This is a genomic window from Streptomyces sp. NPDC048297 (assembly GCF_043201585.1).
Lineage (GTDB): Bacteria > Actinomycetota > Actinomycetes > Streptomycetales > Streptomycetaceae > Streptomyces.
The window spans coordinates 20,623-33,404 of record NZ_JBICZA010000019.1; the positions used below are offsets into that span (position 1 = coordinate 20,623).

A 12,782-nucleotide genomic window follows, 5' to 3' on the forward strand; every position below is an offset into this window, starting at 1 on the left:
CGCCGAGTGGAGAACTCGGCACCGGGCCCCGGGTGTCGGCGAAGCCGCCGGAGGCCTACGCCTCGAACACCTCACGCACCAGCTGCTCCTGCTCGGCCTGGTGGCGCTTGGCGGAGCCCACGGCCGGGGACGAGGAGTGCGGGCGCGAGATGCGCCGCAGCCGCTCGCTGGCCGGGAGGTCCGCGCCGACCGCCAGGTCGAGGTGGTCGATCAGGTTGAGCGCGATGAACGGCCAGGCACCCTGGTTCGCCGGCTCCTCCTGGACCCACAGGTACTTCGCGGCGTTCGGGTACTTGTTGACCTCCGCCTGGATCTCCGCACCCGGCAGCGGGTACAGGCGCTCGATGCGGATGATCGCCGTCTCCTCGGCAGCCACAGCGTCGGTGGCGCCGCGCTTGGTCCGCTCGGCCTCCAGGTCGTAGTAGACCTTGCCGGCGCAGAAGACGACCTTCTTCACGGCCGCCGGGTCGGTGATCGACGCGTCGCCGATGACCGGGCGGAACTCGCCGCTCGTGAACTCCTCCGCCTTCGACGCCGCCGCCTTCAGACGCAGCATCGACTTCGGGGTGAAGACGATCAGCGGCTTGTGGTGCGGGTTGTGCACCTGCCAGCGCAGGAGGTGGAAGTAGTTCGACGGGAGCGTCGGCATCGCGACCGTCATGTTGTTCTGGGCGCAGAGCTGCAGGAAGCGCTCGACACGGGCCGAGGAATGGTCCGGGCCCTGGCCCTCGTAGCCGTGCGGGAGCAGGAGCGTGACGCCGCTGGTCTGGCCCCACTTCTGCTCGGCCGCCGAGATGTACTCGTCGACCACCGTCTGCGCGCCGTTGACGAAGTCGCCGAACTGCGCCTCCCACATCACGAGCGCGTCGGGGCGGGCCAGCGAGTAGCCGTACTCGAAGCCCATGACCGCGTACTCGGACAGCAGGGAGTTGTAGACGTTGTAGCGCGCCTGGTCCTCGGAGAGGTACTGCAGCGGGGTGCGCTCCTCGCCCGTCTCCCGGTCGATCAGGACCGCGTGGCGCTGGCCGAAGGTGCCGCGCTGGGAGTCCTGGCCGGACAGGCGGACCGGGGTGCCCTCCAGCAGGAGGGAGCCGACCGCGAGGGTCTCGCCCATGCCCCAGTCGATCGTGCCGTCCTCGACCATCGCCGCACGGCGCTGCAGCTGCGGCAGCAGACGCGGGTGCACGTGGAAGGAGTCGGGGATGTTGACCTGGGACTCGGCGATCCGCTTGACGACCTCCGTGGAGATCGCGGTCGGCACCGCGACCGGGAAGCCGTCCTGCGGCGCCTGGACGTCCACGGCGGCCGGCTGCGAGGTGGCCTCGCGGACCTCCGTGAATACCTTCTCCAGCTGGCCCTGGTAGTCCTGAAGGGCCTGCTCGGCCTCTTCCAGGGTGATGTCGCCACGACCGATGAGGGACTCGGTGTAGAGCTTGCGCACCGAGCGCTTCTTGTCGATCAGGTCGTACATCAGCGGCTGGGTGAAGGCCGGGTTGTCCGACTCGTTGTGACCGCGGCGGCGGTAGCAGATGAGGTCGATCACCACGTCCTTGTTGAACGCCTGGCGGAACTCGAAGGCCAGTCGCGCGACCCGGACGACGGCCTCGGGGTCGTCGCCGTTCACGTGGAAGATCGGGGCCTCGATCATGCGGGCCACGTCCGTCGCGTACATGGAGGAACGCGAGGACTCGGGGGCCGCGGTGAAGCCGACCTGGTTGTTGATGACGATGTGGACCGTGCCGCCGGTGCGGTAGCCGCGCAGCTGCGACATGTTCAGGGTCTCGGCCACCACGCCCTGGCCCGCGAAGGCCGCGTCGCCGTGGATCGCCACCGGCAGGACCGTGAAGTCCGTGCCGCCCTTGTTGATGATGTCCTGCCTGGCGCGGACGATGCCCTCGATGACCGGGTCGACCGTCTCCAGGTGGGAGGGGTTCGCGGCCAGCGAGACCGTGATCTGCTCGCCGTCCAGGCCGGTGAAGGTGCCCTGGGCGCCCAGGTGGTACTTCACGTCACCGGAGCCGTGCATCGACTTCGGGTCGAGGTTGCCCTCGAACTCGCGGAAGATCTGCGCGTACGACTTGCCGACGATGTTCGCGAGGACGTTCAGACGGCCGCGGTGGGCCATGCCGATGACGACCTCGTCCAGGCGGGACTCGGCGGCGGAGTCGATGACCGCGTCCAGCAGCGGGATGACCGACTCGCCGCCCTCCAGCGAGAAGCGCTTCTGGCCGACGTACTTCGTCTGCAGGAAGGTCTCGAAGGCCTCCGCCGCGTTCAGGCGGCGCAGGATGCGCAGCTGCTCCTCGCGCTCCGGCTTGGAGTGCGCGCGCTCGACGCGGTCCTGGATCCACTTGCGCTGCTTGGGGTCCTGGATGTGCATGAACTCGATGCCGATGGTGCGGCAGTACGAGTCGCGCAGCACGCCGAGGATGTCGCGCAGCTTCATCAGGGACTTGCCGGCGAAGCCGCCGACCGCGAACTCGCGCTCCAGGTCCCACAGGGTGAGGCCGTGCTCGGTGATGTCCAGGTCGGGGTGCTTGCGCTGGCGGTACTCCAGCGGGTCGGTGTCGGCCATGACATGGCCGCGGACCCGGTAGGAGTGGATCAGCTCGAAGACACGGGCGGCCTTGGTGACGTCGTCGTCGTGGCTGGCGTCGATGTCCTTGAGCCAGCGGACCGGCTCGTAGGGGATGCGCAGCGCCTTGAAGACGTCGTCGTAGAAGCCGTTCTCGCCGAGCAGCAGGTTCGCGACCTGGCGCAGGAACTCGCCGGAGGCGGCGCCCTGGATCACCCGGTGGTCGTAGGTCGACGTGAGCGTCATGACCTTCGAGATGCCGAGCTTGTTCAGGGTGTCCTGGCTGGTGCCCTGGAACTCCGCCGGGTAGTCCATGGCGCCGACGCCCATGATCACGGACTGGCCGGGCATCAGACGCGGCACGGAGTGGACGGTGCCGAGGCCCCCGGGGTTGGTCAGGGAGACCGTGACACCGGTGAAGTCGTCCATCGTCAGCTTGTTGTCGCGGGCGCGACGGACGATGTCCTCGTAGGCCTGCCAGAACTCGAAGAAGTTCAGGGTCTCGGCCTTCTTGATGGCGGCCACGACGAGTTGGCGGTCGCCGTTGGGCTTCACCAGGTCGATGGCCAGGCCGAGGTTGACGTGGGCCGGCTTGACGAGGGTCGGCTTGCCGTCCTTCTCGCCGAACGACCAGTTCATCGACGGCATGGCCTTGATGGCCTGCACCATCGCGTACCCGATGAGGTGCGTGAAGGAGATCTTCCCGCCGCGGGCGCGCTTGAGGTGGTTGTTGATGACGATGCGGTTGTCGAACAGCAGCTTCACCGGGACCGCGCGGACCGAGGTGGCCGTCGGCAGCTCCAGCGAGGCGTTCATGTTCTTGGCGACCGCGGCGGCCGGACCGCGCAGCGTGACCAGCTCGGGACCCTCCGGAGCCGCGGGGGCCTTGGCGGCGGCGGGAGCGGGCGCGGCGGGGGCGGCGGCCTTCGCCTTCGGCTGAGCGGGCGCCTGTGCGGGCTGCGCCGGCGCGGCCGGGACGGGGGCGGCCGGGGCCGCGGCGGGAGCGGCCTGTGCCGGGGGAGCCGGTGTGGTGGTCCCTGCGGCCCCCGCGGCCGCAGTACCCGCCGCAGCCGGGGCGGCGGGCGCTCCCGGCTTGTAGTCGGCGAAGAAGTCCCACCAGGCACGGTCTACCGAATTCGGGTCCTGGAGGTACTGCTGATAGATCTCGTCGACGAGCCACTCGTTGGGACCGAACGCAGCGGCCGGGTTCTTCCCGGCTTGGTCTTCGGTCGAGATGCTCGAGTTACTGGGGGACTGTGGCGACACGGCGGCAACCGCCCTCTTCCGCTTCACAAGGTGATGGACAGCGGAAATAAAGGCTACGCCTCCGAGACCGGGAAGGTCAGGTCAGGCCCGTTCATCGTCGTGTAAGTCACATCGGAAATCTTGTTTCAGGGCTTGATATGGCGGGAAACAAGCGTGGTTCCGCATGTGGGGCGGGGCGCGCGGGATCGCCGAACAGGACCCGGGACGACGGCGTCCTGGGCCCGTCCCTGATCACACGTGTCCGGCTGCGCGAACACAGATGGATCTTGGGCCTCCGGTTCGAACCCTACGTCAACTCGGGACGGAGGAGAGTCCCGGAAGAGTGACGATGATCCGGCATCCCCGCTCGGATTCGGCCACTCCGATCCGGCCGCCGTGCAGATCCACCGCCCAGCGGGCGATCGCCAGCCCGAGCCCGGTGCCGCCGTCGCTGCCCGGACCGTGAGGCCGGGTCACCACACCGCGGTTGAACCGCTCGAACACCCGGTGCCACTCCGACCTGGCAATTCCGGGACCCTCGTCCAGGACCTCCAGCTCCAGCGACTCCGGCTGGGCCCCGCGCCGCGCCCGCACCGTGACCCGGCCGTGCGGCGGGCTGTGCTTGACCGCGTTGTCGATCAGGTTGGCGACGACCTGGTGGATGCGCTCGGGATCCGCGTGGGCCGTCAGCTCCGGCGGGGAGACGTCCAGGTGCAGATGGACGTCCGTGCGCGTGTGACTGCCCGAGCCCGAGGCGATGCCCGCGCGCGCGGAGGCGACCATGTTGGCCTCCTTCAGCACGCCGGACAGGTACGGCCACACCTCGAAGCGGCGCAATTTGAGCGGTACGACGCCGTTGTCCAGCCGGGAGAGGTCCAGCAGGGTCTCCACCAGCCGGCCGAGGCGCTCGGTCTGCTTCAGAGCCGTCCGCATGGTCTCCTGGTCGGGATCGGTGACGCCGTCGACGATGTTCTCCAGCACCGCGCGCAGACCCGCGATCGGCGTGCGCAGCTCGTGCGAGACGTTCGCCACCAGCTCCTTGCGCTGCTGGTCCTGCGCCTCCAGCTCGTCCGCCATGACGTTGATCGTCTGGGCCAGATCGCCCAGCTCGTCCCGGCGGTTCTCGCGCACCCGGCGCGTGTAGTCGCCCTGCGAGATGGAACGGGCGACCGCGTTCATCTCGTCCAGCGGAGCCGTGAGCGACTGCGCCACGAACTGTGTGATCAGCAGCGTGGCGATCATCGAGAACACCATGATGAAGCGCAGCTCCGTCTTGGTGTGCACCGCGACGATCGACAGACCGGTGGTGATCAGCACCGCGATGACGACGAGAGCGCCCAGCTTGGTCTTGATCGAGAACGGGCGAACACCGCCCCAGGGATCCTCGCCGAGGGGTCCGGGGTTCCTTCGTGCGGTATCCCGCCCGTCGCTCATGGCGTCGGCGTCTCCAGCGCGTATCCGACGCCGTGCACCGTGCGGATCCGCTCGGCGCCGATCTTCCGGCGCAGCGCCTTGATGTGGCTGTCGACGGTCCGGGTGCCGGAGGCGTCCGCCCAGTCCCACACCTCGGCCAGCAGCTGCTCCCGGGAGAGCACCGCGCGCGGGGTGTTCGCCAGGCACACCAGCAGGTCGAACTCGGTGGGCGTCAGGTGGACGTCCTCGGACTTCACCCGCACCCGGCGCTGCGCGTGGTCGATCTCCAGCTCGCCGAGGCGCAGGATGCCCGAGCGCGGCGTGGCGGCGGCGAGCGCGGCCCGCTCCACCCGGCGCAGCAGGACGTGCACCCGCGCGGCCAGTTCCCGCATGGAGAACGGCTTGGTCATGTAGTCGTCCGCGCCGACCCCGAGGCCGACCAGCATGTCGGTCTCGTCGTCCCGCGCGGTCAGCATCAGCACCGGCACCGGCCGCTGCGCCTGGACCCGCCGGCAGACCTCGAGCCCGTCGAAGCCCGGCAGCATGATGTCGAGGATCAGCAGGTCGGGCTGCCAGGCCTCGGCCGTGTCGACCGCGGCCGGACCGTCGGACGCGGTTTGCACGAGGAATCCCTCGGCGCGGAGCCGGGCCGCGATGGCGTCGACGATCGTGGGATCGTCCTCGACGACCAGCACTCGGCGCTGCGCTCCCGGAGTGGTGGTCGCCGCGCCGTTCTGGGAGGTGTGTGTCTGCTCCATCGCCCGCCCCTGTTGCCTATGTTGCTTTCCGGAATCCGTGGGGTGATCCCATGACTGCATCGACGCTTGAATGATCCGCGTCAGGGATGCACCCTACGGGGACCGGGCGTTCCGTCGCTATCCAGGGCGGACGGCGAGGTGCACCGCGTCGGGAACGCCCCGGGCAACGGGCACTTCTTCGGTACGCACCTGTTGGAACCCGGCATTCCGCATGGTTCCTTCAAATTCCGGAGAGGGTTCGGCAGACCATACAGCCAGTACCCCGCCGGGGCTCAACACCCTTGCGCACGAGGCGAGTCCGGCCGGTCCGTACAGGCTGTCGTTGTCCTCGGTGACGGTCCAGGAGGGGCCGTTGTCGATGTCGAGACACAGGGCGTCGAACGTGTCCGAAGTCTCATTGACGTAGGCGATCAGGTCCGCTTCGACGATCTCGGTGCGCGGGTCGGCGAGCGCCTCGCGGGACACCTCGGACAGGGGACCCGTGCGATGCCAGTCGATGACGGCGGGTTCCCGTTCCACCACGGTGATTTGTCCCCAGCGCGGGTCGGCCGCCGCGTGTGCGAGCGAGAATCCCACTCCCAGCCCTCCGATCAGCACGTTCGGCGCCGGGCGGGAGTCCAGCGCGTCCCGCGCGGCGTCGATCAGCAGCCGCTCCGAGCGCCCGTCGGACGTGTCCATCAGAAAGCAGCCGTTGGCGATGATCTGGAGCAAATCCCCGTGTCTGCGCAGCACCACCTCCCCGTAGGGGCCCTCGCGCCGGTCCAGGACAACAGGGGTGTCGTACACGCCAGTCATACGGCCATCCTGCTCGAACCGGACCTGACGTTCACGGGAATTACGGATGACCGGCGGCCGATGCGACCGCGCCGACCCTTGCGAGGCCGCCGCGAATCCCCTCAACCCTTCGACCGGGGGCGACCGAGTCCCCCTAAGGGGCGCGAGGAACCGCGCGACCAGCCACCCCCGACCCGCACCCGCGTACAGCCATCACCCCCCACCCCCTTAGGCGTCATCCCGCCCCCACCCCCCTCACCAGCCAAGACCCCACCGTGACCCACTGATCGCTCACAGCGAACACCAACTCGGGAACATCGGCGGAGCCCCACGCATTGAGTCCACATAGCTCAAGTTGACTGCCAAAGGGGAGATCATGGCTGATGAGTCCATGGCGTTCACGCTCGTCCTGCCTGTGCTGCCGCTCGACGACGAGGTCGTGCTGCCCGGCATGGTGGTCCCGCTGGACCTGAGCGACGCCGAGGTACGTGCCGCGGTGGAGGCCGCCCAGGCCGCCGTGCGGTCCACTCCGGGCAAGCCCAAGGTGCTCCTGGTTCCGCGTATCGACGGCACGTACGCCAAGACCGGTGTGCTCGGCACGGTGGAGCAGGTCGGCCGGCTGGCCGACGGCGACCCGGGCGCGCTGGTCCGCGGACGCTCACGCGTGCGCATCGGTGCCGGGACCACGGGTCCGGGTGCCGCACTGTGGGTCGAGGGCGCCGGTGTCGAGGAGAACGTGCCCGAGCCGGTACCCGGCCAGGTCACCGAACTCGTCAAGGAATACAAGGCACTTGCCACCGCCTGGCTGAAGAAGCGCGGCGCCTGGCAGGTCGTGGACCGTGTCCAGGCCATCGAGGACGTCTCCGCGCTCGCCGACAACTCCGGTTACTCGCCCTTCCTGACCACCGAGCAGAAGGTCGAACTGCTGGAGACCGCCGACCCGGTGGCCCGCCTCAAGCTCGCCACGCAAGCGCTCCGCGACCACCTCGCCGAGCAGGACGTGGCCGAGACCATCGCCAAGGATGTCCAGGAGGGCGTCGACAAGCAGCAGCGCGAGTTCCTGCTGCGGCGCCAGCTGGAAGCGGTCCGCAAGGAACTGCGCGAGCTGAACGGCGACAGTTCCAAGGACTCCGCCGAGGAGTCCGACGACTACCGCGCCCGCGTGGAGGCCGCCGACCTGCCCGAGAAGGTCCGCGAGGCCGCCCTCAAGGAGGTCGACAAGCTGGAGCGGTCCAGCGACCAGTCCCCCGAGGGCTCCTGGATCCGCACGTGGGTGGACACCGTCCTGGAACTGCCGTGGAACGAGAGGACCGAGGACGCCTACGACATCCAGGGCGCCAAGGCGATCCTGGACGCCGAGCACGCGGGTCTGGAGGACGTGAAGGCGCGCATCACCGAGTACCTGGCCGTGCGCAAGCGCCGCGGTGAGCGCGGCCTCGGCGTGATCGGCGGGCGCCGCGGCGGTGCCGTGCTCGCGCTCGTCGGCCCGCCCGGTGTCGGCAAGACCAGCCTCGGTGAGTCCGTCGCGCACGCGATGGGCCGCAAGTTCGTCCGCGTCGCCCTCGGCGGCGTCCGCGACGAGGCGGAGATCCGCGGTCACCGTCGTACGTACGTCGGCGCGCTGCCCGGCCGGATCGTGCGTGCCGTCAAGGAGGCCGGGTCCATGAACCCGGTGGTCCTGCTGGACGAGATCGACAAGGTGGGATCCGACTACCGGGGCGACCCGTCGGCGGCCCTGCTGGAGGTCCTCGACCCGGCGCAGAACCACACCTTCCGGGACCACTACCTGGAGGTCGAACTCGACCTGTCGGACGTGGTCTTCCTGGCCACCGCCAACGTCCTGGAGGCGATCCCGGAGGCGCTCGCCGACCGTATGGAGATCGTCCGCCTGGACGGCTACACCGAGGACGAGAAGGTCGTCATCGCCCGTGACCACCTGCTCCCGCGCCAGCTGGAGCGGGCCGGCCTGAACACGGACGAGGTCACGCTCGACGAGAGCGCGCTGCGCAAGCTCGCGGGCGAGTACACCCGCGAGGCGGGCGTGCGCACCCTGGAGCGGTCCATCGCGCGGCTGCTGCGCAAGGTCGCGGCCCAGCACGAACTCGGCGAGCGGGAACTGCCGTTCACCGTACGTGACGAGGATCTGCGCGCTCTGATCGGGCGCCCGCACCACGTGCCCGAGTCCGCCCAGGACCCGGCCGAGCGGCGTACGGCGGTCCCGGGTGTGGCGACCGGCCTCGCGGTCACCGGCGCGGGCGGCGACGTCCTCTACGTGGAGGCGTCCCTCGCCGACCCGGAGACGGGCGCGGCGGGCCTGACCCTGACCGGCCAGCTCGGCGACGTGATGAAGGAGTCCGCGCAGATCGCGCTGAGCTTCCTGCGCAGTCACGGTGCCGAACTGGAGCTTCCGGTGGCCGACCTGAAGGACCGGGGTGTGCACATCCACTTCCCGGCGGGCGCGGTCCCGAAGGACGGTCCGAGCGCGGGCGTCACCATGACGACGGCGCTGGCGTCGCTGCTCAGCGGGCGGCTGGTCCGCACCGACGTGGCGATGACCGGTGAGGTCTCGCTGACCGGGCGGGTGCTGCCCATCGGTGGCGTCAAGCAGAAGCTGCTCGCCGCGCACCGGGCCGGGATCACCACGGTGATCATCCCGAAGCGCAACGAGGCCGACCTGGACGACGTCCCGGCCGAGGTGCTGGACAAGCTCGACGTCCACGCCGTGACCGACGTCCGCCAGGTCCTGGAACTGGCGCTCGCGCCCGCCACGAACGGGGCGGAGCCCCAGGTGCCGGTCGCCGCGTGACACCACAGGTGAACACCGCCCGCCGCCACAGGTGACCGAGGCACGACAGGTGACCGATGCACGACCCCGCTGCCCCGCCGCGTCCGCGCGGCGGGGCAGCGGTCATTCCACGCCCACCCGCTGCTCCGCCCGCCCTCCGCTCAGCCCACCCGCTGCTCCGCCCACACCGTCTTGCCGATCCGGTCGTGCCGGGTGCCCCAGCGGGCGGTGAGCTGGGCGACGAGGAGCAGGCCCCGGCCGCCCTCGTCGAACATCCGGGCGCGCCGCATGTGCGGGGTCGAGCCGCTGGAGTCGTAGACCTCGCAGATCAGGGTGGAGTCCTGGTGGATGAGCCGCAGCCGGATGGGCGGCCGGCCGTAGCGGATGGCGTTGGTGACCAGCTCGCTGACGATCAGCTCGGTGCTGAAGGCGGCCTCGTCCAGCCCCCAGGCGGAGAGCTGCTCGTCGGCGTGCTGGCGGGCGCGGCCGACGACGCTGGGGGCGCTGTCCAGCTCCCAGGTGGCGACCCGGCCGGGGTGCAGCGCCCGGGTGCGGGCGACCAGCAGGGCGATGTCGTCCTCGGGACGGTGGTCGAGCAGGTCGTCGAGGACCTGGTCGCAGACGGCGTCCAAGGTCGGCGCGGGGCGCGCGAGCGCGGCGAACAGCTTGTCCAGCTCCTCGTCGATGTCGTGGTCGCGGGCCTCCAGCAGCCCGTCCGTGTAGAGGGCGAGCAGGCTCCCCTCGGGCAGCTCGGTCTCCAGGGCCTCGAAGGGCAGCCCGCCGAGCCCCAGCGGCGGACCCGCGGGCACGTCGAGAAACCGGGCCGCGCCGTCCGGGGTGACCACGGCGGGCGGCGGCGCACCGGCACGGGCCGCGGTGCACCGGCGCGTGACGGGGTCGTAGACCGCGTACAGACAGGTGGTGCCGATGCCGCCGGCGGACTCGCCGGCCGGGTCCGCGACGCCCTCGTCCGCGGCCAGGCGCAGCACGAGGTCGTCGAGGTGGGTGAGCAGCTCGTCGGCGGGCAGGTCGACGTCGGCCAGGGTGCGGACGGCGGTGCGCAGCCGGCCCATGGTGGCGGAGGCGTGGATGCCGTGCCCGACGACGTCGCCGACCACCAGGGCGACCCGCGCTCCGGACAGCGGGATCACGTCGAACCAGTCGCCGCCCACCCCGGCCCGGGTGGCGGCGGGCAGATAGCGGGCGGCGAGCTCCAGCGCGTCCTGGTCGGGCAGCGGGTGCGGGAGCAGGCTGCGCCGGAGGGACAGGTTCGTGCCGCGGGTGCGTGAGTAGCGGCGGGTGCGGTGCGGTTCGGCGGAGGCGGGCGGTTCCGCGGAGAGGTGTGGTTCGGCGGCGAGGTGCGGTTCGGGTCGCTGTACGGGGGCGGGGCCCTGGGCGGCGTGCTGGTGGGTGGCCAGGCAGACGGCGCGCACGTGGCCGTCGGCGTCCTTCAGCGGGGTGAGGACGGTGGGCCCGCCGGTGTCCGCGTCCGCGTCCGCGCCGAGCAGGGCCGGCACCTCCTGCGGCCGGCCGGTCTCCAGCACCCGGCGCATCGCCCGGTCTGCCTCCTCACCGGCGGCGCCGGGCACGATGTGGGTCAGCCGCAGTCCCCGGATCGCCGCCTCGGGCAGGGACAGCGCCCGCTCCAGACGGCGGTTGGCGCGCATCAGACGCAGGTCGGTGTCGAAGATGCCGAGCGGGAAAGGGGACTGCAGGAAGGCCCACTCCTCCAGCGGCACCCCCTCGGGCGGGCGCGGGCGGGCGGGTACGGCGGTGACCACCAGCCAGTCGCTGGGCCCCGTGCCCGACGTACGGCGATGCGCGAGCAGGCCGAGATCCAGGCGCCGGCCGTCCCGGTGCCGCAGCGGCACGGTGCCGTTCCAGCGCTGCTGCCCGGCCAGCTCCCTCCAGGCGGCCTCACTCTCCGCGGCGAGCAGTCCCGTGGCCGGCCGTCCGACCACCGCCGAGGGCTCGTAGCCGAGCAGCCGCTGGGCGCCCTCGCTCCAGCCGGTCAGGATCCCCTGCTCATCGATGGTGGCCGTGGCCGTGTACGTCGACTGTCGCTCCATCGCCGCTCATCTCGCCTAGCTCGGCAGGCAGGCCTCTCCTGACCAGCATGATCCCGCCCGGCGCGGAGCACCAACGCAGCACGAACCCCACCGACCGCCGACCGGGACCACCCCGCCGACGACCGAGTACGCCCGCCCGTGGGCGGGAACAGCGCACGGGAACGGCGGCCGTCCCGGGGGCGGCCGCCGCTTCCGCGTGCTGTTGGGTTCAGCCGTTGGCCAGGGCCTGGACCCGGTCCAGGGCGCCGTTGAACTTGTCGTGGTCCCCGACCGTCGGGCCGGTCGAGGTGTACTGCCACATCGTGTAGTACGACCAGCCCGCCGGGAGCGTGCCCGGGTCCGAGGCGTAGCGGGCGATCCACAGGGGGTTGTTCACGGCGAAGCCGCCGTAGTCGCCGGTGCACTGGGTCCACCAGCTGGTGGCCGTGTAGATCACGGCGTCCCGGCCGGTGCGCGCCTTGTAGGTGGTGAGGAAGTCGCGGATCCAGGTGACCATCGCGCTCTGCGTCTTGCCGTAGCAGGCGGCGCCGTACGGGTTCCACTCGATGTCGAGCGCGCCGGGCAGCGTCTTGCCGTCGCGGGACCAGCCGCCGCCGTGGTCCACGAAGTAGTTCGCCTGGGTGGCACCGCTCGTGGTGTCCGGGGTCGCGAAGTGGTACGCGCCGCGGATCATGCCGACGTCGTACGAGCCGTTGTACTGCTGCGCGAAGTACGCGTTCGTGTAGTACGTGCCCTCCGTGGCCTTGGTGTAGGCCCAGCGGACCCCGCTGTTCCACAGCGTGCTCCAGGCGACGTTGCCCTGGTAGCTGGAGACGTCGACACCCTCGGTCTGGGTGGCGTCACCGGAGACGGGGGAGCCGTCCTGGCCGTCGTGGGCCAGGACGCCCATGCCCATGTGGGCGGAGCCGCGGGCGGGGACGGTCGCGGCCTGGGCGGTGGTGAGCGGGAGCGTGAGCGACAGCGCCGCGAGCAGGGCCGTGACGAGGACGGCGAGCGGACGCGGGCGGATGGAGCCGGGTCTGTGCACGGGCATGACGTTCCTCCGAGAAGAGGTGGGGGGACCGTGTGGTGACCGCCGGCCCACTGGCGTGGGCATGCCATTTGGTGCTTCGTGAAAAAGCTACGCACGTAGATAGTGGAAGGGAAGGGGGTCCGGTGGCTGC

7 protein-coding genes are annotated in these 12,782 nt (G+C 70.7%); 1 reads left to right on the forward strand and 6 read right to left on the reverse strand.

Annotation, left to right across the window (positions count from 1 at the left end; all coding sequences use genetic code 11):
* Nucleotides 1–55 precede the first annotated feature (55 nt).
* The 4 genes from ACGFYV_RS21560 to ACGFYV_RS21575 form a co-directional block, all read right to left on the reverse strand.
* Nucleotides 56–3,841 (reverse strand): multifunctional oxoglutarate decarboxylase/oxoglutarate dehydrogenase thiamine pyrophosphate-binding subunit/dihydrolipoyllysine-residue succinyltransferase subunit, encoded by a 3,786-nt coding sequence (locus ACGFYV_RS21560; protein ID WP_393880020.1) that lies wholly within the window; start codon nt 3,839–3,841, stop codon nt 56–58.
* Nucleotides 3,842–4,132: 291 nt separating this feature from the next.
* Nucleotides 4,133–5,254, reverse strand: a complete 1,122-nt coding sequence (locus ACGFYV_RS21565; protein WP_393880021.1) for an ATP-binding protein — start codon at nt 5,252–5,254, stop codon at nt 4,133–4,135.
* Nucleotides 5,251–5,991, reverse strand: coding sequence for a response regulator transcription factor (locus ACGFYV_RS21570; protein WP_393880022.1), 741 nt, complete (start codon nt 5,989–5,991; stop codon nt 5,251–5,253). Before ACGFYV_RS21570 ends, ACGFYV_RS21565 begins: the two co-directional genes overlap by 4 nt.
* A gap of 117 nt (nt 5,992–6,108) precedes the next feature.
* A complete protein-coding gene (locus ACGFYV_RS21575) occupies nt 6,109–6,786 on the reverse strand; it encodes a spermidine synthase (protein ID WP_393880023.1) in 678 nt (225 codons plus the stop codon).
* A 355-nt stretch (nt 6,787–7,141) separates the two neighbouring features.
* On the opposite strand from ACGFYV_RS21575, the gene lon reads away from it, so the two are divergent.
* The gene (gene lon, locus ACGFYV_RS21580) at nt 7,142–9,571 is read left to right on the forward strand and encodes an endopeptidase La (protein WP_393880024.1); all 2,430 of its coding nucleotides are present in this window, start codon (nt 7,142–7,144) and stop codon (nt 9,569–9,571) included.
* 140 nt (nt 9,572–9,711) lie between these two features.
* Here the strand turns inward: lon and ACGFYV_RS21585 are convergent, their stop codons facing one another.
* A complete protein-coding gene (locus ACGFYV_RS21585) occupies nt 9,712–11,619 on the reverse strand; it encodes a SpoIIE family protein phosphatase (protein WP_393880025.1) in 1,908 nt (635 codons plus the stop codon).
* A gap of 208 nt (nt 11,620–11,827) precedes the next feature.
* Nucleotides 11,828–12,652, reverse strand: coding sequence for a lysozyme (locus ACGFYV_RS21590; protein ID WP_393880026.1), 825 nt, complete (start codon nt 12,650–12,652; stop codon nt 11,828–11,830).
* Between the last annotated feature and the right edge of the window lie 130 nt (nt 12,653–12,782).